The sequence below is a fragment of the Lentzea sp. NPDC058436 genome, from assembly GCF_042721515.1.
GTDB lineage: Bacteria > Actinomycetota > Actinomycetes > Mycobacteriales > Pseudonocardiaceae > Lentzea.
The window spans coordinates 259017-278809 of record NZ_JBHXLF010000008.1 but is presented as its reverse complement, the minus strand read 5'-3'; the positions used below and the strand labels follow the sequence as shown (position 1 = coordinate 278809).

The window sequence follows — 19793 nt, the reverse complement described above, 5'->3', positions numbered from 1 at the left end:
ACTCGACACGCTTTTCGTCGAGTTGACACCCCTACTCACATGTGGCCCGCTCTTGGTGCGGCTCGTGATGGGACCCCACCGCCACCGCAACCTTCAAATCAACGTGCAGCCGCTCTAAGCAACAGGCGTGCCATCAACCTGCCCCCAGCGCTACCCCCATTTCAGATTGCCGGGGTCTGGGGCAGAGCCCCAGGGGAAGCACGCAAGGCAACCAGGCCGCACGCAAAAGGCGACCACGAGAAACAGGCGCGGCGTCAGTAAAGCGCAGAAGCCAACAACCGCCGAGCCGCAGCAACCCGAGGATCATCGGCCGGGAACAACTCGAACAGCCCAACCAAATGGGCCCGAACCCGATCCCGATCATCCCCGTAAACCCGCCGAACGGTGTCAACCAACCGCCGGAAGGCCTCCTCAACCATCTGCCCGGCAACCTGAGCATCAGCAGCGGCCAACTGAGCGTCAATATCTTCAGGCGCCCCATCAGCCTTGGCAATCACCGCAGGATCAACGGCTTCAGCCCGCTCAGCAAACCGAGCCTGCGCCAACCCTTCCTTGGCCAACTCATTGGAAGGCTCAGAAGCAAGAATCTCCGAGTAGAACCCCTGAGCGGCAACGTAGTCGCCAGCCTCAAAGGCCTCCTCAGCAGCAACGATCCGAGGATCCTCAGGCAACTCCTCAACCTCGACAGGCCCCCCGGCCCGAGCCTCCCCGGCCCGAATCCCAGGCAACCGGTCCCGCAACGCATCCAACAACCGAGCAATCCACTGCGACAACTCAGCGTCAGCGATGGGCCCACCAAACGCATCAATCGGCTGACCAGCGGCAACGGCCACAGTCGTGGGCACGGACTGCACCCCGAACGCCTGCCCGATCCGAGGCGCGGTCTCCAGATCGACCCGCGCCAGGATCCAAGAACCACCGGAAGCCGAGGCGAACCGGGTCAGCGACGCGGCCAGTTGCTGCGACTCCGGGCTGTAGGAGGCACCCAGCAGCACCACGACGGGCACCTGCAGGGACTGCTCGACCACGGCCTGGAACGAGGCTTCGGTGACGTCCACGATCCACGGCACCGAGCCGTTGTCGGGCGCGGGGGCTCCGGCAGGGGCGGCGGGCGCGGCTGCGGCGGTGCGAGCGGCGTCGGCTCGGGCCTTCAGGGCGCCCAGGTCGACGGCGCCCGAGAGCGCGGCGGACAGTGCGGCGGTCTTGCGAGGATCAGGCCTTGTCACGTGTTCCATCCTGGCACGGCTAGTTCCCGGACCGGGTCCAGGGCCATCGGGTTGACGCGCATCGCCTCGTTGGCCGAGGCGATGCGTAGAGCGAGCGGTGTCATCAGGTCGATGAACCGCGATGTGCGTTCCGCGCCCAACGCCTCCCACGGTGCGAGAGCGGCCTCGTCGGTCGCTCGTTCCACCGCGGGGAGGTCGCCCGGCAGGTCCGCGACTTCTTCCCACTCTTCGACAGTCCAACCACGCGCGGTTCGCATGTATGCCGGATCGAGGGAATGCTCACGCGCGTAGAGCGCAAGCGCTTGGCACGGGCCCACCCCGGACGCGACCAGTGCGGCCACGTGGCCGTCGCCGCGGGCCTCGCGCAGGATCGTGCAGGCGTGCCAGAGCGCCAGGTGGGGTGGATCGGGCCACGGCAGCGCGCGGTTCGCGGCGGCCAGCGGGCGGCCGGCCAGTGGAGCGGCCAGTGCCGCCTCACGGGCCAGAGCGGCGGCTTCGGCGATCTCGGGGGTGTCGACGGAGCCCAGCAGGCGTCGCAACGCCCCGTCCACGCCCTCCAGCCGGACGTCCAGATAAGAAGACGGCGAAGCCACCTCCCACGCGTCCGGCAGCGCACGGCGGACCATGCGCGGCGCGAAGTTGTAGAAGACCGCCGTGACCAGTTCCGACGACGCGGCGCCCAGGGGTGCTGCGCGCATGCCGAAGTAGCCCATCCAGCAGCCCTTGCAGCCCAGCGCGTCGGTCGCCGCGCGGGATTCGGGCGTGAAGTACGTGACGTCGTGGTAGGGCTCGAACCTCAACCACAGCTGCCTCGCGTCCACGCCCGACACGCTAGCCCAGCCAGGGCCGCCGCACGGGTCCACTCACCGTGGCGGCGTAGAGCGTTCGGCCATCCGAGGAGCGCCTCACGGCGTGTCGGCGAAGTGTCCCCCGATCCGCCGAGGAACGGCTCACGGCGTGTCGGCGAGGTGTTCCTCGATCCGGTCGACCTTGGCCTTCAGCTGGCCGGTGTGGCCGGGCCGGATGTCGGCCTTGAGCACGAGGGACACGCGCGGCGCGGCGGCCTGCACGGCTTCCGTCGCGCGCTTCACGACGTCCATCACCTCGTCCCAGTCGCCTTCCAACAGAGTGAACATCGCGTTGGTCTCGTTGGGCAGGCCGGACTCCCGCACGACCCGGACCGCCTCGGCCACGGCCTTCGCGACGCCTCCCGACGAGTCCGAACCGGACGGAGCAACGCTGAACGCGACAAGCACACGAGCCTCCTGCTGATCCACGAGTTGTACTGACTGGTAGCTTCGTTGCCCATGACACCGCTGCCGTTCGACCCGATCGCCCGCGCGGCCGAGCTGTGGGACGACCGGGTGGGTTCCTCCACGTCGATGGCCGCGGTCACGAGCGTCATGCGCGTCCAGCAAATCATCCAGTCCGCCGTGGACGCAGCCCTCAAGCCGCACGGGCTCACGTTCGCGCGCTACGAGGCGTTGGTGCTCCTCTTCTTCTCGCGCAAGGGCGCGCTGCCGATGCGCGTGATGGGCGAGCGCCTGCAGCTGCACCCGACGAGCGTCACGAACATCGTCGACCGACTGGAGAGCGACGGCCTCGTCCGCCGCACACCGCACCCGACCGACCGCCGCACCACGCTGGTCGAGATCACCGACGCGGGCCTGCAACGCCGTGAGAGCGCGACCGCGGCCGTCATGGACGTCAACCTCGGCCTCAAGGGCCTCACCGACCGCCAGACCGAGCAGCTCACCGACCTGCTCGCGAAGGTGCGCAGGGCCAGCGGCGACTTCGAGGATTAATTCGGTTGGGCGGTCCGGCGGGTCTGTGGCCTGATGGGGCCCATGTCGGATCGACCGGAACGCTCCATCGTCGCGCTCGTCAGCACCCCGGCCGGGTTCACCGGACGCACCGGGGTGATCCCCGTCGAGACCCCCGACTGGAACCACGTCGAACCGGTCAACACCGCCCTGCGCGCCCTGCTGGGCGTGGAGACGAGCGTGCTGCGCCTGCTCTCGGCCGAGGGAGGCTCGGTGCCGTTCGGCGGCGTCGTCACCTACCACGTCGAGGCGCACGACGAGCCGGACCACAGCCTCCTGGAACCCGCTGAGGCACCGGCCCCGGACGCCGAGCACCGGTTGCCGTGGGCACGCCTCGGAGGCCCGTCCGAACTGGTCGGGTGGGCCGACTCGGTGATCACCCGCACCGGCCCGGCCGCGCAGGTCCGCACCTGGAACCTGTCGAGCGTGCACCGCCTCCCCACCGCGAACGGACCGGTGTGGCTCAAGTCGGTGCCGCCGTTCTTCGCCGACGAGGGCATGGTGATCAAGATGGTCGCCGCCCACGACCCCGCGCTCGTGCCCGAGGTGCTGGCGAGCGCACCGCACCGCGTGCTGATGAGCCAGGCAGAGGGCACCAAGTGCTGGCCGGTCACCGCCGAGCACGTCGAGGAGGTCGTGCCGCGCTGGGTCGCCGTCCAGCACGCCCTGGCGGGAGCACCGCGGCTGCGGCCGTCCGCCGTGCCGTTGCCGGACTTCGGCCTGCCCGACACGCTGACCCACGGCGACTTCCACCCCGGCAACTGGCTCAGCAGCGGGGTGCTCATCGACTGGTCCGACGCCGTCTGGGGGCACCCGGCGCTCGACGCGTGCCGGCTCATGGAGTACGCCGAGCCCGAACTGCACGACCTCATCCGTCGCGTGTGGAGCGAGGCCTGGCTGCGCCACCGCCCGGACAGCGAACCCCTGGAGGCGCTGAGGATCGCACCGCGCGCGTCCCGGCTGCACAACGCCGTGAAGTACCAGGAGTTCCTCGACAACATCGAGGAGTCCGAACGGATCTACCACGAGGGCGATCCTCAGATCGAGCTCCGCGAGGCCCTGCGACTGGTGAGCGGATGAGCGAGCGGTCGATCATCGCCCTGGTCAGCGCTCCGAGCGGGTTCGCGGGCCGCACCGACGCGCTGCCGGTCAGCTCGCGCTGGTGGGCCGACGTCGAACCCGTCAACGAGGTGCTGGAACAGCTCCTGGGCGTCCGGACGAGCGTGCTCAGGCTGGTCTCGGTCGAGGGCGGCCGGCGGCCCGGCGGCGGCCTGGTCACCTACCACGTCGAGGCGCACGGCGAGCCGGACCGCACCCACCTCCACCCGGCGGAGGAACCCGCCGCGGACGCCCCGCACCGGCTCCCGTGGGCGCGGCTCGGCGGACCGTCCGAGCTGGTCGCGTGGGCCGACGGGCACGTCGACCGCACCGGCCCCGCCGTCCAGGTGAAGTCGTGGAACCTGTCGAGCGTGCACCGGCTGCCGACCGCGAACGGCTCCGCGTGGCTGAAGACCGTCCCGCCGTTCTTCGCGGACGAGGGCGCGGTGATCGCCGTGGTCGCCGAGCACGACCCCGGCCTGGTGCCACAGGTGATCGCCGAGGGACCGCGCCGGATCCTGCTGGCCGAGGCGCCGGGAACGGCCTGCTGGGACACCGAACCGGACCACATCAGGGAGATCGTGCCGCGCTGGGTGGCCGTGCAGAACGCGCTGGCCGGTGAGCCGCGGGTGAAGCCGTGCGTCGTCCCGATGCCGGACTTCGGACTGCCGGACACCTTGGTGCACGGCGACTTCCACCCCGGCAACTGGTTCGACAGCGGCACGGTCAACGACTGGTCCGACGTCGTCTGGGGCCACCCGGCGCTCGACGTGGGCAGGCTCGTCGAGTTCTGCCGGCCGGAACTGGGCGACCTGATCCGTCAGGTGTGGAGCGAGGCGTGGCTGCGGCACCGGCCGGACAGCCGCCCGATCGAAGCACTCGACACCGCGCGCCGCGCCTCACACCTGCTGGGCGCGGTGCAGTACCAGGAGTTCCTGGACAACATCGAGGACTCCGAGCACGTCTACCACCGCGACGACCCGGCGCGAGAGCTCAGAGCTGCTCGGCGGCAGGTTCGCTGAGGCGGCCGGTCTTCGACGCCCAGCGCTCGAAGAGCACCGTGCCGAACGGCGGGATGCTCGACAGCAGGCCGAGGACGAGCGTCCGCGCGTCCCACTTCAGCGGCTCCTTCGTCATCAGCGTGACGAGGATGAAGCCGACGAAGACGATGCCGTGGATCGGGCCGAAGATCTTCACGCCGATCTCGTTCTGCACGACGACGTACTTGAAGAACATCCCGAGCAGCAGGCCCGCCCAGGAGATGGCCTCGGCCAGGGCGAGGATGCGGAACCGTCCGACCACGCTGGAGAACGTCATGGCTCCCCATCATGAACCGTGACGGGGAGCACACGACCACCGGGCCTGCCGGGTGTGTCCTATTCCTCCCACTTGAAGACGCGGGAGGCGATGAAGCCGACCACGAGCGAGAACCCGACGAGCACGGCCGCCGGCACCGCCAGCGCCTCGATCCCCTTGCCGCGCACCAGCACGTCGAGCATGCCGTCGTTCATGTGCCGCAACGGGAACGCCTTCGAGACGGCCTGCAGCCACGCGGGCGCCTGGTCGACGGGGAAGAACGTGCCGGACAGGAACGCCATGGGCAGCACCACGATGTTCGCGGCGGCCGACGCGGCCTCCTCGGTCTTGGCGAACGCGCCGACCAGCATGCCGAGCGCGAAGAACGCGATGGTTCCCAGCAGCAGCAACGGGATCGCGAGCCACCACGCCCCGGACAGCCGCAACCCGAACACCGGCAGTGACGCGATGCCGATGAAGGTGGCGCCCTGGATCAGCGCGACACCGGCGCTCACGAGGATCCGCGACGACAGCACGGAGGTCGTCGAGATCGGCGCCAGCCGGATGCGCCGCAGCACCTGCTTGCGGCGCCACGACACCAGCGTCAGCGCAGACCCGAACACCGCCGACACCGCCACACCCCACGACAGGATGCCGGGCGTCAGGTACTGGATCGGCTTCAGCGAAGCGTCCTCGACCTTCTCCGCGGCGAACGTGAAGGTCGGCGGCTGACCGGTCGCGGCGAGGTTCGCCTTGTCCACGAACCCGTTGACGATGCCGACGACGGTCGCGGACTGCACCTGGTCGCTCTGCGCGAACCGCAGGTCGAGCTTCTGCCCGCGGACGATCAGCGCGGCGGGCAGGTCACCGTCCTTCACCTTCTGCACGGCGGCGCTCTCGTCGTTGAACGACTCGAACTCCAGCGCGCCGCTCTCGCGCAACGCCGAGACGATCGGGCCGTCGCCGACGAGCGCGATCTTGGTCTTGTCCGTGCCGGCGTCGCGCAGGAGCAGGCCGAAGATCACGAGGAACATCAGCGGAAAGATGAAGGTGAAGAACAGGGTGGCCTTGTCCCGGACGAAACCCTTGAGCATCGCCACCGAGAGCGTCTTGAACGCGGTCATGCTCGGTACTCCCGCCCGGTCAGGTTGAGGAAAACGTCTTCGAGGGTGGCCGTGCGGACCTGCAGCCCGTCGAGCGCACCGCGTTCGGCGAGCGCCGACAGCACGGGAGCGGGACGGCGCGTGGAGATCGTCAGCGACACCTCGTCCTCCTGCGCCTCGTCCACGCCGTCGAGCGCGGCAGCGTCCACAGCGGACAGAAGTCCCTTCTGCAGCGTCACGTGCGTCGGCGCGTCCAGGCCGCGCACCAGCACCGCGGGCCGGTCGAGCGCGAGGATCCGGCCGGTGTCCATGATCGCGACGCGGTCGCAGAGGATCTCGGCCTCGTCGAGGTAGTGGGTGGTGTAGACGATGGTCTTGCCGCGTTCCTGGATGGCGCGCAACACGTCCCAGAGGTTGCGGCGGGCCTGCGGGTCGAGCGCCGCCGTCGGTTCGTCCAGGAACACGATGTCCGGGTCGTGCACGAGCGCGCACGCGATCGAGAGCCGCTGGCGCTGCCCGCCGGAGAGCTTGTTCTCCTGCTCGTTCGCCTTGTCCGCCAGGCCGACCAGCTCCAGCATGTCCGCGGCCGTGCCGGCGCTCACCCCGTAGAGCGCGCCGAACGTCTGCAACTGCTCCTTCGCCGTCAGCTTGTCGAAGAACGACGTCGCCTGCAGCTGAACCCCGATGCGTGGCAACAACTTCACGTTGCGCGGCCACGGGCTCTCACCGAGCAGCAGCACCTCACCGCTGTCGGGCTTGCGCAGCCCCTCGACGATCTCCAGCGTGGTGGTCTTCCCGGCGCCGTTGGGCCCCAGGATGCCGAAGAACTCGCCTTCGGCCACGGTGAACGAGACCCCGTCCACCGCCTTCAGCTCGCCGTAGCTCTTGCGGATGTCCCGCACCACGACCGCGGACCGTTCCTCCGTCATGGCCGAGACGGTAGGTCAGCGGATGATGGTCCGCGTCGCGAAACGACTAAAGTCGCCGCGAAGTCGCGACGAACGCATCAGCCGCCGGCGGCGAGCAACGGGCGAGTGGTGTAGACGTCGTTCAGCCTTCGCAGCGCCGCGGTGAACTGGTCGAACCGGGCGCGCGGAACCGCCGCGCGCACCTCGCCGACCACCTGCCACAGGTACCGGTGCTCCGCCGTCTCCACGACCGGCGCCGGCACCTCGCACGGCACGTCGGCGGCGAACACGAGCGCCACCGCCGCGGCGCGCAGGCACGCGGTCGCGAGCGTCACGCAGTCCTCGACGAGGGTGCGGTCGTCCTCGGCGCGCAGGACTCCGTTGACGGCGAACCGGACGGCCTGCATCAGCGCGAGGTAGAGGCGCTGGCCCGCCAGTGCTCGTTCGAGCGGCAGGTTCTCGGTGCCGCGGGCGGGCGTCACGACGGTCATGCCGACCTGGGGGCGGCGCAGCACGTGGTCGAAGAGGGCGGTGGGGGCCCAGAGCAGGGTGCGCCAGGAGTCCTCGGTGATCGAGGTGCCCATCCTGGCCGCGTTCTCCAGCACGTCGAGGTAGGCGATCAGGACGCCGGACAGGAACACGCCGCCGCGGTCGCCGCCGACCCGTTCGATGCCGAAGCGCTCGTCGACGGGGCATTCCTGCACCCAGTAACCGGGCGACCACTCGATGACACCGCTGCTCGCGAGCACCACCCTGGCAAGTCGTTGGTGCACGGGCGACGCCGAGAGCACCGTGTCGTCCAACCCCATCTGCACGAGCGTGGACGCGGCGTGCTGCAACCCCTCGCGCCGTTGGGGCACGAGGTCGGGGTGCAGCAGGCGGAACGGTTCCACGTCGCCCCCTTCTCGTCGTTCCGACCACGATGAACGGCGAGGGGCGGGAAGTCATCCGGGGGCAGCGCAGCGTTACGTCTCAGTTGGACGCATTACTGCGTTCGGGCCCAGCCGGCGAGCTGTGCCCGAGACGAAAGGTTCAACGTGGTCTTCACGTTGCGCACGTGGGATTCCACAGTTCTGTGCGAAATACCGAGTTTGGCGGCGACCTGCGCGTTCGTCAATCCCTGCGCCACGAGCTCGACGACCATGCGCTGCCGGTCGCTCAGCACCGGGTCCCGCACGATCTCCTTGCCCAGCGCGGTTTCCAGGGCGTGCCGCGCGTCCATCGAACGGCCGGCGGCGAGCGCGCGCTGGAATGCCGCAGGGGAAAGGGATTCCCGCGCGAGGTCCAGTGCGACGGCCATCTTCCGCTTCCACCACGGTTCCGGCGGGACGACCCACGTCGTGCGCATCTGCTGGCAGGCGACCAGAAGCCGCACGCCGAGCTCGTGCCGTCCGGACGCCATGGCGACCAGGCCGCGGCCTTCGATGGACTCGACCGCCGCTCGCGGGGTGTCCGTCGTCATGCCCGCGCTCTCGGCGAACCGGGCGCCCGCGGCCGCCAGATCCCCGCGCTCCAGGGCGATGCAGCCCGACGTGTGCACCGCGATGGCCACGACGTCCTGCCGCGCATGGACTCTGAGCACCGGCAACGCGCTGTCGACGAGGTGGGCGGCCCCGTCCGCGTCACCGTCCACGAGCAACCGCCAACTGAGATTCTGGCTCGACACCGCGACACTCACGCCGTTTCCGTTACGTGCGCCGTACTCGATCGATCGGCGCAACGCCCCTGCGGCGTTCGACGGGTCGCCCACGCCGTCGTAGGCGTGCGCCAGCGTCCGGTAGAGACGGCACATGATCAGGTCCTGCCCGCAGGCCTCCGCCGTCGCGACCGCTTCGAGAGCGTGCTTCACCGCCTCGTCGTGCCGTTCCTCGTGGACCGCCAGGAGGGACGCGTACTCCAGCGCGAGGATCCGGTAGCGGGCGTCGGCGGGCGACTGGTGCAGCACCTGCATCAGCACCGCGCCGGCCTCGGCGAAGTAGCCGCGGTCGAAGCAGACCCGGAGCAGCATCGTGGCGAGCATCAGCCGCCGGTCGTCCCGCGGTGCGACCAAATGGGCGAACACGTACGCCACGTTGTCGTATTCCCGGTGCTGCGCCCGCACCTGTTCGGGCGTCAGGATCGACGAGGTGACACCGGGTTCGCCCTTCTCGCACAGCCACGCGATGATCCGCTCGGCCGTCACCTCGCGCTCGCCGTGCTCTTCGAGCCGCTCCTCCGCGTAGAGCCGGATCGACTCCAGCATCCGGAACCGGCCGTCGTCCTCCCGCACCACCAACGACTTCGCCTGCAACGCCGTGAGCAGCCCGATCACCGTGCGGCCGTGCACGACCTCGGCGATCTCCAGCCCGAACCCGCCCGGCAGCAGCGCGAGCCGCCGGAACAGCTCCTTCTCCTGCGCGGTCAGCAGGTCGTGGCTCCACGTGATCGCCGCGCGCAGGCTGCGGTGCCGCGCCTGCTCGCCGGCGTCGCTCAACAGGTCGAGCCGCTGGTCGAGGTGGTCCGCCAGCTCGTCCGGCGACGACGAGAGCCTCGCGGCCAGCTCCACGGCCAGCGGCAGGCCGTCGAGCCGCGCGCAGAGCGCCTCGATCGTGCTGTGGTCGCCGCGTGACCCTGCGCGTTCGACGAAGAGCCTCGCCGCGTCGGCTCCCATGCCGCGCAACGGGTAGACGGCCTCGCCGATGGACCTCAGCGCCTCCCTGCTGGTGGCGAGGACCTGCACGTGGGGGCAGCGCGACAGCAGGGTGTCGACCACCTCGCAGCACTCCTCGACGAGGTGCTCGCAGTTGTCGACCAGCACCAGGATCCGCCGGTTGTTCAGTTCGTTGACCAGCGTCGTCCGCAACGCGACACCCGCGTGCTGGTACACCCCAACGGCTTCCGCGAAGGCCTGCACGACCTGGTCCGGCCGGCTCAGCCTGCCCAGCTCGACCGTTCGGACCTCGCTCCGCCGGGAACGCCGGGCCAGCTCGACCGCGAGACGCGTCTTGCCGACGCCGGCCGGTCCGGTGAGCGTGAGCATCCTGTGCTTGCGCAGCAACGGAAGCAGCTCGGCGAGCTCGCTCTCCCTGCCGACGAACGCGTCGCCGTAGCCCGGTAACTCCGCGACCACAGTGGACGTACCGGCCGAACGCCGGCGGTAGGCGCGCTGACGGCACGCGTTCGAGCAGTAGCGCGCCCGCGACGGCAGCGGCGCGTACTCCGTGCCACAGCTCGCGCAGGTGCCCATCACAAAAGCGTACGACCGATCCCGCGTCTCAATTGGAAAGTGTGTGGAGGTCGACCTCCAGCGTGGTTCCCGAACGCAGCTCCGCGAGCTCGATCCTGTCCTTGGCCTTTGAGAGCCAGCCGCTCCGAATGCTCTGCACCACCTGCGTCTTCGTGACGTCGGCCTGTTCGGCCTTGATCACCACGTCCTTGCCGTTCTCCAGATGGATGACGGCTTTGGTGAACTTCGGCGCGTGCGGCACGAACTCGCCCGTCCCCGGCACGGCCGGGTACATCCCGAGGGCGCTGAACACGTACCAGGCCGACATGGTGCCGAGGTCGTCGTTGCCGGTGACGCCCGCCGGTCCGTTGACGAACAACGTCTGCGCGGCGCGCACGACCACCGACGTCTTCTCGGGTTTGCCGATGAGCGCGTACATCCACGGCGCGTGCAGATCGGGCTCGTTGTTCGGGTTGTACCTGAACTGGTTGTAGTAGTCGTACGGCCCTACAACCCACTTCTCGCGCACGGTCCGCTTCGGGTCGACGAGCAGGTCCTGGTACGCGAAGAAGTCGTCCAGCCGCGCCTCGGCCGCCGCCTTGCCGCCGAGTGCCGTGAGCAGCCCGGTGATGTCGTGCTGCGCCAGCCACTGGTACTGCCAGGCCGTGCCCTCGTGGAACCCCTCCGGCCCCTGCGGCGTGTACGGGTTGAGCCACGCACCGCCCTGCAGCTTGGGGCGCGGGAATCCGGAGAAGCCACGGTCCGTGACGCTGGAGTCCCAGAGGGTGCGGTGGTTGAGGCCGCGCAGGCGCAGCCGTTCCGCGTCCTCCTTGTGCCCCAGTTCCTCGGCCATGATCGCGAGCGTGGCGTCGGCCAGCGCGTACTCCAGGGTCGCCGACGCGCCGTGGTGCGGGTCGGTGTCCTGCCCCTTCTTGGGGAAGCGCTTGTCGTACTGGACGAACCCGTGCGCGAGGTAGTTCGGGTTGCCGGACCTGCCCTGGAACCTGCTGGCGGCGGGCGGGACGCCGTCCACGTTCTGCAGCAACGCCCGGTACGCCTGCTCCTCGAAGCCCTTGAGGTGACCGAAGCGCCACAGGTCGACCAGGAACGGCGTGACCGGGTCGCCGGTCATGCAGTTGGTCTCCTGGTTCGCGAACGCCCAGCGCGGCAGCCACCCGCCCTGCTCGTGGATCGCCAGCACGCTCCTGCCGATGTCCTGCGACCGCTTGGTGCGGAGCAGCGCGAGGAGCTGGTTGTGCGCGCGGTAGGTGTCCCACAGCGAGTAGTACTCGTAGTAGGTCCAGCCGTCCGCCTGGTGCACCTGGTTGTCGAAGCCGCGGTACCTGCCGTCGGCGTCGCTGCCGGTCAACGGCTGGAGCAGCACGTGGTAGAGCGCGGTGTAGAAGACCGCGCGCTCGTCCCAGTCGTCCGTCTCGATCTCGACGCAGCCCAGCTCCGCGCGCCAGGCGTTCTGCGCCTCGTTGCGGAGGTCGTCGAAGGTCCTGCCCGCGGTCTCGGTCCCGAGGTTGTTCGCGGCACCCTGTTCGTCCACTTGCGACAGTGCGGTCATCGCCGTGACAGGACCGGGGGTGAACGTGACCCAGGCGCCCCTGAGTCCGGCGCCGCCCGCGGAATCCCGTTGTCCCGGCTTGGGTCCCGTGGGACCCCACGTGCCGAACTGCTGGAACGGGCGGTCGAACCTCGTGGTGAAGTGGGTGAGGTACGGGCGGCCGCCGCAGAACGCCTGCGTCTCCACGGTTCCGACGATCGTGCGGTCGTCGACCACGCGGACGGAGCTGGCGCTGACGGGTTCCTTGTCGTTGGCCTGGCCGACGTTGACGAGCAGCGTGCCGTTGACACCGCTGGGGAACGTGTACCGCTCGACGCCGGCCCGCGTGGTCGCGGTGCACTCGACGGTGATGTCGCGGTCCAGCCGGACCTTGTAGTAGCCGGGCTTCCCGATCTCGCCGTCGTGCGTGTACGCGCTGGCGTACCGCTTGTGGTCGAACGTCTGCGGCAGTTGCGTGACCGGCAGGATCGGGACCAGGCCGCCCTGCTCCCAGCAGCCGGCGCCGGACAGGAAGAAGTGGCCGAAGCCGCGGATCTGCTGGTCGTCGTAGCGGTAGCCGGCGTAGTGGGAACCGACCGGACTGCTGTGGGCCTTGCCGAACGGCATGGACGCGCCGGGGAACGTGTTGCCCTCGTCCTTGGTGCCGATGAAGGTGTTGACCGACTCGATGGGATCCAGTGCGTCCACGCTTTTCACCCTAGAGGCGTTCAGGGTTCCCGGCCGAGTGGTCCGGTCGGGTGGTCCGTGTCGAGGAAGAGGGACCGGACCGGGGTGCAACCGCCGCCGCATGCGCACCCCGGCCCGGGGGCCTTCTGCCGGACCAGCGCCGCCCCAGAACCGGCAACGCTGTCCGTCACCAAGAGACTGCGGAGCGCACACGGCCAAGGTCAAGACCGTCGCGATCACTTGTCCAGTTCTGGACATGACGCATCGGAATGGGGCGCCTGAACCGGTGAGGAAAGTGTTGACAAGGACGTAAAGCCGAGGTGAGATACGGCCACTATGACAACGTTGTCCCCCAGCGGGCCCGTAGCCGGTCAGCGCAAGGTACGTCGCGCGACGATGAACGACGTCGCGCGGCTCGCGGGCGTGAGCATCAAGACCGTCTCGCGCGTGGTCAACGACGAGCCGGGTGTGCACCCGTCCACCGCCGAGCGCGTGCTCGCGGCCATCGACCAGCTCGGGTTCCGGCGGAACCTGAGTGCCCGCAACCTGCGCCGGGGTTCGTCCACCGGCACGATCGGGCTGGTGCTGGAGGACGTCGGCAACCCGTTCTACTCCGGCGTGACCCGCGCTGTCGAGGAAATCGCCCGTCTGAGAGGCAGACAGGTGATCTCCGGGTCGTCGGACGAGGACCCCGGTCGTGAACGCGAGCTGGCGCTGGAGTTCTGCTCCCGCAGGGTCGACGGGCTGCTGATCGTGCCCGCCGGGCTGCAGCACAGCTACCTGGTGCCGGAGATGCGCGCCGGAACGCCCGTGGTGTTCCTGGACCGGCCGGCGGGTGACGTCGTGGCCGACACCGTGCTGGTGGACAACATCGGCGGGACGGTCGAGGCCGTCACGCACCTCGCGTCGCATGGGCACCGCCGCATCGCGTTCCTCGGGGACGCGCCGGACATCTTCACCGCCAACGAGCGGCTGCGCGGGTACCGCGAGGGCTGCGTGCGGGCCGGAATCGGCTACCACGACGAGCTCGTGGCGATGGGGCCGCACGACGAGAGCAGCGTCGCGACCACGTTGCAGAGGCTGCAGACCATGCGTGAGCCCGCCACGGCGATCGTGGCCGGCAACAACCGCATCACCGTGTACATCCTGCGCGCGCTCGCGGGGGTCGCGGAACGGCCCGCCCTGGTGGGCTTCGACGACTTCGAACTCGCTGACCTGCTGTCGCCGCCGGTGACCGTGATCGCGCACGACGCGAGCGCGCTCGGCAAGGCGGCCACCGATTTGTTGTTCGCCCGCTTGGACGGCGACAACTCACCACCGCGCCGCGTCGTGCTGCCGGTGCGCTTGGTGCCACGAGGATCCGGGGAGGTCCACGCGTGAGTTCTGGTGTTCTCCACCAGCCTGTCAACTTGCCCGCCAACCAGCCGAAGCAGTTCTACCGCGGCGGTGAGGCGATCGCCGCGCTGCGCGGCGGGACGAGCGGCGACTTCGGCCCCGAGGACTGGGTGGCGTCGACGACCACGCTCTACGGGCGCAGCGATGCCGGGTTGACAACGTTGCCAAACGGCATCCTTCTCCGCGACGCGGTGGCGGCGGACCCGACGGGGTGGCTCGGCGCGGACCACGCGGCGAAGTTCGGCGGCGACACGGCGTTGCTCGTGAAGCTGCTCGACGCCGGCCAGCGCCTGCCCGTGCACTGCCACCCGTCGAACGCCTTCGCGTCGTCGCACCTGAACTGCCGTCACGGCAAGACGGAGGCGTGGATCGTCGTCGGCACGACGGGCCCGAACCCGACCGTCTACATCGGATTCCGCGACGACGTGCCCGCGGACACCGTCTCGGACTGGGTCGCCACGCAGGACACGAAGGCGATGCTCGACGCGCTGAACCCGGTCTGCGTCCGGCCCGGCGACACGGTGTTCGTGCCCGCCGGTGTGCCGCACGCGATCGGCGAGGGCGTGTTCATCGTCGAACTGCAGCAGCCCACCGACTTCTCGGTGACGCTGGAGTGGCAGGGCTTCCTCGCCAACGGCGACATCGGCCACCTCGGCCTCGGCTACGACGTGGCGCTCGACTGCGTCGACCGGCAGGGCTGGAGCGGCAAGCTCGAGCAGCTCGTCCGCCAGACGTCCGAGAAGTGGGCGCCGTCGGTCGACCTCCTCGGCCACGACGCGGATCCGTTCTTCCAGGCCGACCGCCTGCACGTGGAGGGCTCCTTCGCACTGGAGCCGTCGTTCGCCGTGCTGGTCGTGCTGGAGGGCTCCGGCCAGCTCGGTGAGCTGGAGGTGCGCAAGGGCAGCACCGTCGTCGTGCCGCACGCGGCCGGCGAACTCGGCCTGACCGGTGACCTGGTGGCGATCCGCTGCCGCCCGCCCGTTCTGTCCACTGTGGAGGGATGATGCCGTGAGCCAGCCGCTGCTGGAGGCTCGTGATCTCACGAAGAACTACGGCACCGTGGAGGCTCTTCGCGGCGCCTCGTTCACCGCCCACGCCGGCGAGGTCGTGTCGCTCATCGGCGACAACGGCGCCGGCAAGTCCACCCTGGTGAAGTGCCTGTCCGGGGTGGAGCAGCCGACCGGCGGCACGCTCGTGTTCGACGGCGAGCCGCTGGTGCTGAACTCCCCCAACGACGCCCGCGACCTCGGCATCGAGACGGTGTTCCAGGACCTCGCGGTCGCGCCGGACCTCGACCCGGCCGCGAACATGTTCCTGGGCAGGGAGATCCTCAAGCCCGGCCTGCTCGGGTTCCTCGGCGTGCTCGACAAGAAGGCCATGCGCAGGCAGGCGTCCGAGCACTTCACCCGGTTCGGCGCGACGCTGCAGAGCATCGACGTGCCGATCGCCGCGTTGTCCGGTGGTCAGCGCCAGTCCGTCGCGGTCGCCAGGTCGGTGGCGTGGGCGTCGAAGCTCGTGTTCATGGACGAGCCGACGGCCGCACTCGGTGTGGTGCAACGGGAACGCGTGCTGGACGTGATCAAGCGCGTCCGCGACGAGGGCATCGCCGTGGTGCTGATCTCGCACAACATGCCCGAGGTGCTGTCGGTGTCCGACCGCGTCGAGGTGCTGCGCCTCGGCCGCCGGGTGGCCCGGTTCAAGGCCTCGGAGACCAGCGTCGAGGAGCTCGTCGGCGCCATGACCGGCGCGCTGACCCAGGAGGACGCGGCCTGATGACGACCGATGAGAAGACAACGTTGTCAACTCTGCCGGACGAGCAGCGCACGCCGTTGATCAAGCGGCTGACCGGCGCGAACACGCTCTGGATCGGCCTGGTGCTGCTGGTCCTGGTCGCCACGTTCGGCGCGATCCGCCCGGACGCGATCTTCCAGGTGACCACGCTGCAGTTCCTGCTCGCGGAGACCGCGGTGCTGCTGGTGCTGTCGGTCGGCATGACGTTCGTGATCATCACGTCCGGCATCGACCTGTCCGTCGGCTCGGTGCTGGTGTTCGCGAGCGTCTCGTCCGCGATGGCGATGAACTCGGTGTCCGGCGGTGACGCGACGAACGCGGGCTGGGGCGTGATCGGGTTCGGCCTGCTGGTCGCCGTGGTCAGCGGCGCGGCCTGGGGCCTGCTCAACGGCCTGCTGATCTCGCGGGCGAAGATCCCGCCGCTGATCGTGACGCTGGGGTCGTTCGGCGCGGCACAGGGCGCGGCCCTGTTGCTGAACAACGGTTCCAACGTCTCGGGCATCCCGGACAAGTTGAACCGCACCTTCGGTTCGGGCACGTACTTCGGCATCCCGAACATCGTGATCGTGGCCGCCGTCGTCACCGCCCTGGGCGCGCTTCTGCTGTCCACCACGCGGTTCGGCCGCTACACCTACGCCGTCGGGTCGAACGAGGAAGCGGCCCGGCGCGTGGGCATCTCCGTGCGCGGCCACCTGACGAAGGTGTACCTGCTCGCGGGTGTGCTGGCCGGTCTCGCGGGGTTCATGGGCAACGCGTTCTTCCGCGTCGCGGTCGTCACCGGCCACGAGACGGACAACCTGAACGCGATCGCCGCCGTGGTGCTGGGCGGGACGAGCATCTTCGGCGGCATGGGCTCGGTGGTGGGCACGGTGTTCGGCGTGTTCATCCCGGCGGTGCTGGAGAAGGGCCTCGTGATCATCGGGGTCAAGGAGTTCTGGCAGCCGATCGCCGTCGCGATCGTGCTGGTGGCCGCCGTGTGGCTGGACCAGACACGGCGGCGGGCGCGCAACCAACGTTAGGAAAGGTGCTGGACCAATGAAGATCCGCTCCGCAGTGGTTGTCTCGGCCGCCTTCCTGCTCGCCGCGTGTGGCGGGGGCGGGCAGATCGGTGACTCGAACTCGGGCAGTTCGGCCGCGAACAAGAAGCTGGTGCTGATCCCCGGCATCACCGCCGAGCCGTTCTACATCTCGATGCAGTGCGGTTTCGAGGAGGCGGCGAAGGCCGCGGGCTACGAGGTCGACACCCAGGCCCCCGCGAAGTTCGACGCGGCCCAGCAGACCCCGATCGTCACGGGCATCCTCGCGTCCAAGCCGGCCGCCGTCCTGATCGCGCCGACCGACGACAAGGCCATGGCCGGTCCGATGAAGTCGCTCAAGGACGCGGGCATCAAGGTCGTCGAGGTCGACACCAAGCTCCAGGACACCTCGATCGGCGTCTCGTCCATCTCGTCCAACAACGAGCAGGGCGGCAAGCTCGCGGCCGAGACGCTGAACAAGCTCGCGGCGGGCAAGTCCGGTTCGGTGCTGGTGCTCAACACCAAGGCGGGCACGTCGACCACGGACGCGCGCGCCAAGGGCTTCGAGGACGCGATCAAGGCGTTCCCGAACCTCAAGTACATCGGTCAGCAGTACACGGACAACGAGCCCGCCACTGCGGCCTCGAAGGTGACCGCGACCCTGGCCGCGAACCCCGACCTGATCGGCGTGTTCGCGACCAACCTCAACACCGGTGAGGGCGCGGCGACCGGCCTGCGCAACGCGGGCAAGACCGGCGCGGTGAACCTCGTCGGCTTCGACGCGTCGCCGAAGCAGGTGGAGGACCTGAAGGCGGGCACCGTGCAGGCCCTGATCGCGCAGGACCCCGCCACGATCGGCAAGCAGGGCGTCGAGCAGGCCATCGCGGCGATAGACGGCAAGGAGAACAAGCGCGACATCGAGACCGACCTCGTCGCCATCACCAAGGACGACGCGTCGGCCAACGAGAAGTACTTCTACAAGCAGTCCTGCTGATCCGACCAACAACAGGGCCGTCCCTCCGGGGGCGGCCCTGTTGCGTCCGATGACGTACGTCATCGGGGTTTGCCCGCAACGGCGTAAGACGAGAGTCGTACCCGTTCGCCTCCTTAAGGCCGATGCTGCCACCCGCGGAAAGCGGTGAGCTGGGTGGACATTGGAGGGGGCTCGGATGTCACGAAGGAAAATCGCGGCGGCACTCGCCGTCGTCACGGCGTCATCGCTGCTCATCGCACCACAGGCGGTCGCGGATCCGGTTCAGCGGATCCAGTGGCAGAAGTGCTTCGACGCGCCACTGCCGGGATTCCCCGCGGGCGCGGAACGGCTGGAGTGCGGCAGCTTCACGGCGCCGATGGACTGGAACAACCCGCGCAACGGCAAGACGATCACCATCGCCGTCAGCCGGCTCACGCCGAAGAACGGCACGGCGAAGTCCACGGTCTTCACCAACCCCGGCGGTCCCGGCGGCCCCGGCCGCACGATGCCGCTGCTCTACCTCGACCGGCCGAAGCTCAGCGAGAACGCCGAGATCATCGGCATCGACGTGCGCGGCACGGGCGCCAGCAACAACGTCACGTGCGGCGGCTTCAACACCGACGGGCTGGCCGATCCGCGTGATCGCAGCAAGGCCAACCTCGACCTGCTCTACGGCGGCATGGAACTGCTCGCCAAGTTCTGCCAGACCAAGTCCGGCGAGTTCGGCCGGTACGTCTCCACCGACCAGACGGTGAAGGACCTCGACCTGCTGCGCCAGGTGCTCGGCAAGAAGAAGGTCAGCTGGCTCGGCTACTCCGGCGGCAGCTGGATGGGCGCCTACTACGCCACCTACTTCCCGAAGACCCTGGACAGGATCGTGCTCGACTCCAACGTCGACTGGACGCTGCCGTGGCAGCCGATCTTCGACGACTGGGGCATGGCCTTCGAACGCCGGTTCCGCGTCGACTTCCTGCCGTGGGTGGCGAAGTACGACAACGTCTACCACCTGGGCAAGACCGGCGAGGAGGTGCGGCAGTCCTACGAGCGCACCCGCGCCAAGCTGAACGAGCAGCCCGTCACGCGGCCGGAAGGCACGTACAACGGCGTGATCCTCGACTTCCTGCTGCGGGGCACGCTCTACAGCAAGGACAGCTTCGCCGACGGCGCGCAGACGTTCGCGGAACTCGCCGGTGCGGTGCCCGCGCGGATGAACGCGCTGGCCAGCTACCCGGACGCCCAGACGGGCACCGCCTACTCGATCATCTGCAACGACACGCCGTTCCGCGGTGACCGGAGGTACCTGGAGCGCGACGGCGCGCAGGACGGCGCGAAGTGGCCGCTCGTCGGCTACACGCAGATCGCCGGCCCGTGCGCGTTCTGGGACCGGCCGGACATCAAGCTCAAGCAGCCCAACGGGATCGGCGTCGCGCCGACGCTGATGGTGCAGTCGGTGCGCGACCCGGCGACGCCGCTCGAACAGGCGCAGCGGGCACACCGGAACTTCAAGGGCTCCGTGCTGCTCACCGTCGAGGGCGAGGGCGACCACGGCATCTACGGGTTCGGCAACCCGTGCGTGAACGACGTCGTCGAGCGCTACCTCGTCGACGGCGTCACGCCCGCCAAGGACCTCACGTGCCCCGGCGTTCCGCTGCCCGCGCCCGGTCAGAGCGGGCAGAACTCGCTCGCGACGGCACAGCGGCTCGCCACCCAGCTCGGTTGGTAG

The 19793-nt window shown here is 69.4% G+C and carries 18 protein-coding genes; 9 read left to right on the top strand and 9 right to left on the bottom strand.

Going from position 1 to position 19793, the window contains the following annotated elements:
• Positions 1 to 254: 254 nt before the first annotated feature.
• The 3 genes from ACFWN2_RS27905 to ACFWN2_RS27895 all read right to left on the bottom strand — a co-directional run bounded on the left by ACFWN2_RS27905 (position 255) and on the right by ACFWN2_RS27895 (position 2482).
• Positions 255 to 1226 (bottom strand): tetratricopeptide repeat protein, encoded by a 972-nt coding sequence (locus tag ACFWN2_RS27905; RefSeq protein WP_382432247.1) that lies wholly within the window; start codon positions 1224 to 1226, stop codon positions 255 to 257.
• A complete protein-coding gene (locus ACFWN2_RS27900; RefSeq protein WP_382432245.1) occupies positions 1223 to 2047 on the bottom strand; it encodes a hypothetical protein in 825 nt (274 codons plus the stop codon). Before ACFWN2_RS27900 ends, ACFWN2_RS27905 begins: the two co-directional genes overlap by 4 nt.
• Before the next feature lie 129 nt (positions 2048 to 2176).
• Complete coding sequence (locus ACFWN2_RS27895) at positions 2177 to 2482, bottom strand: MTH1187 family thiamine-binding protein (protein ID WP_382432244.1); 306 nt, start codon at positions 2480 to 2482, stop codon at positions 2177 to 2179.
• Between the two features lie 51 nt (positions 2483 to 2533).
• Between ACFWN2_RS27895 and ACFWN2_RS27890 the strand changes: the two genes are divergently transcribed.
• The 3 genes from ACFWN2_RS27890 to ACFWN2_RS27880 are packed head-to-tail and all read left to right on the top strand — an operon-like array spanning position 2534 to position 5169.
• Positions 2534 to 3031 carry a MarR family winged helix-turn-helix transcriptional regulator gene (locus tag ACFWN2_RS27890; protein ID WP_382432242.1) on the top strand — a complete coding sequence of 166 codons (498 nt, stop codon included), beginning with the start codon at positions 2534 to 2536 and terminating at the stop codon, positions 3029 to 3031.
• A 42-nt stretch (positions 3032 to 3073) separates the two neighbouring features.
• Positions 3074 to 4129, top strand: a complete 1056-nt coding sequence (locus ACFWN2_RS27885; protein WP_382432240.1) for a phosphotransferase — start codon at positions 3074 to 3076, stop codon at positions 4127 to 4129.
• Positions 4126 to 5169, top strand: a complete 1044-nt coding sequence (locus ACFWN2_RS27880) for a phosphotransferase family protein (protein ID WP_382432238.1) — start codon at positions 4126 to 4128, stop codon at positions 5167 to 5169. The genes ACFWN2_RS27885 and ACFWN2_RS27880 overlap by 4 nt, the downstream gene beginning before the upstream one ends.
• Here ACFWN2_RS27880 and ACFWN2_RS27875 read toward each other — a convergent pair.
• The 6 genes from ACFWN2_RS27875 to ACFWN2_RS27850 form a co-directional block, all read right to left on the bottom strand.
• On the bottom strand, positions 5141 to 5464 hold the full coding sequence (locus tag ACFWN2_RS27875; RefSeq protein ID WP_382432236.1) for a DUF3817 domain-containing protein: 324 nt from the start codon (positions 5462 to 5464) through the stop codon (positions 5141 to 5143). The genes ACFWN2_RS27880 and ACFWN2_RS27875 overlap by 29 nt on opposite strands.
• Positions 5465 to 5523: 59 nt before the next feature.
• Positions 5524 to 6567 carry an ABC transporter permease gene (locus ACFWN2_RS27870; RefSeq protein ID WP_382432234.1) on the bottom strand — a complete coding sequence of 348 codons (1044 nt, stop codon included), beginning with the start codon at positions 6565 to 6567 and terminating at the stop codon, positions 5524 to 5526.
• Entirely contained in the window at positions 6564 to 7475 is a 912-nt protein-coding gene (locus ACFWN2_RS27865; protein WP_382432232.1) for an ABC transporter ATP-binding protein, read from the bottom strand. The genes ACFWN2_RS27870 and ACFWN2_RS27865 overlap by 4 nt, the downstream gene beginning before the upstream one ends.
• Before the next feature lie 77 nt (positions 7476 to 7552).
• Positions 7553 to 8347 (bottom strand): hypothetical protein, encoded by a 795-nt coding sequence (locus ACFWN2_RS27860; protein WP_382432230.1) that lies wholly within the window; start codon positions 8345 to 8347, stop codon positions 7553 to 7555.
• 92 nt (positions 8348 to 8439) lie between these two features.
• Positions 8440 to 10680 carry a LuxR C-terminal-related transcriptional regulator gene (locus ACFWN2_RS27855; protein ID WP_382432228.1) on the bottom strand — a complete coding sequence of 747 codons (2241 nt, stop codon included), beginning with the start codon at positions 10678 to 10680 and terminating at the stop codon, positions 8440 to 8442.
• Positions 10681 to 10708: 28 nt separating this feature from the next.
• Positions 10709 to 12940, bottom strand: coding sequence for a GH92 family glycosyl hydrolase (locus ACFWN2_RS27850; protein WP_382432267.1), 2232 nt, complete (start codon positions 12938 to 12940; stop codon positions 10709 to 10711).
• 351 nt (positions 12941 to 13291) lie between these two features.
• Here ACFWN2_RS27850 and ACFWN2_RS27845 point away from each other — a divergent pair, with 351 nt between their 5' ends.
• The 6 genes from ACFWN2_RS27845 to ACFWN2_RS27820 all read left to right on the top strand — a co-directional run bounded on the left by ACFWN2_RS27845 (position 13292) and on the right by ACFWN2_RS27820 (position 19793).
• Positions 13292 to 14275: a LacI family DNA-binding transcriptional regulator gene (locus ACFWN2_RS27845; protein WP_382432226.1), complete on the top strand. Its 984-nt coding sequence runs from the start codon at positions 13292 to 13294 to the stop codon at positions 14273 to 14275.
• Positions 14276 to 14304: 29 nt separating this feature from the next.
• Complete coding sequence (locus ACFWN2_RS27840; protein WP_382432224.1) at positions 14305 to 15294, top strand: class I mannose-6-phosphate isomerase; 990 nt, start codon at positions 14305 to 14307, stop codon at positions 15292 to 15294.
• 4 nt (positions 15295 to 15298) lie between these two features.
• Positions 15299 to 16063 (top strand): ATP-binding cassette domain-containing protein, encoded by a 765-nt coding sequence (locus tag ACFWN2_RS27835; protein ID WP_382432222.1) that lies wholly within the window; start codon positions 15299 to 15301, stop codon positions 16061 to 16063.
• Positions 16063 to 17100, top strand: a complete 1038-nt coding sequence (locus ACFWN2_RS27830) for an ABC transporter permease (protein ID WP_382432220.1) — start codon at positions 16063 to 16065, stop codon at positions 17098 to 17100. Before ACFWN2_RS27835 ends, ACFWN2_RS27830 begins: the two co-directional genes overlap by 1 nt.
• A 16-nt stretch (positions 17101 to 17116) precedes the next feature.
• The gene (locus tag ACFWN2_RS27825) at positions 17117 to 18091 is read left to right on the top strand and encodes an ABC transporter substrate-binding protein (RefSeq protein WP_382432218.1); all 975 of its coding nucleotides are present in this window, start codon (positions 17117 to 17119) and stop codon (positions 18089 to 18091) included.
• Positions 18092 to 18266: 175 nt separating this feature from the next.
• Positions 18267 to 19793 (top strand): alpha/beta hydrolase, encoded by a 1527-nt coding sequence (locus ACFWN2_RS27820; RefSeq protein ID WP_382432216.1) that lies wholly within the window; start codon positions 18267 to 18269, stop codon positions 19791 to 19793.

Bases quoted from the DNA above. Each gene is read 5' to 3' on its own strand.
- ACFWN2_RS27845 (WP_382432226.1), top strand. From the start codon at position 13,292: ATGAACGACGTCGCGCGGCTCGCGGGCGTGAGCATCAAGACCGTCTCG.
- ACFWN2_RS27820 (WP_382432216.1), top strand. From the start codon at position 18,267: ATGTCACGAAGGAAAATCGCGGCGGCACTCGCCGTCGTCACGGCGTCA.
- ACFWN2_RS27855 (WP_382432228.1), bottom strand. From the start codon at position 10,680: ATGGGCACCTGCGCGAGCTGTGGCACGGAGTACGCGCCGCTGCCGTCG.
- ACFWN2_RS27885 (WP_382432240.1), top strand. From the start codon at position 3,074: ATGTCGGATCGACCGGAACGCTCCATCGTCGCGCTCGTCAGCACCCCG.
- ACFWN2_RS27865 (WP_382432232.1), bottom strand. From the start codon at position 7,475: ATGACGGAGGAACGGTCCGCGGTCGTGGTGCGGGACATCCGCAAGAGC.
- ACFWN2_RS27880 (WP_382432238.1), top strand. From the start codon at position 4,126: ATGAGCGAGCGGTCGATCATCGCCCTGGTCAGCGCTCCGAGCGGGTTC.
- ACFWN2_RS27825 (WP_382432218.1), top strand. From the start codon at position 17,117: ATGAAGATCCGCTCCGCAGTGGTTGTCTCGGCCGCCTTCCTGCTCGCC.
- ACFWN2_RS27890 (WP_382432242.1), top strand. From the start codon at position 2,534: ATGACACCGCTGCCGTTCGACCCGATCGCCCGCGCGGCCGAGCTGTGG.
- ACFWN2_RS27830 (WP_382432220.1), top strand. From the start codon at position 16,063: ATGACGACCGATGAGAAGACAACGTTGTCAACTCTGCCGGACGAGCAG.
- ACFWN2_RS27875 (WP_382432236.1), bottom strand. From the start codon at position 5,464: ATGACGTTCTCCAGCGTGGTCGGACGGTTCCGCATCCTCGCCCTGGCC.
- ACFWN2_RS27870 (WP_382432234.1), bottom strand. From the start codon at position 6,567: ATGACCGCGTTCAAGACGCTCTCGGTGGCGATGCTCAAGGGTTTCGTC.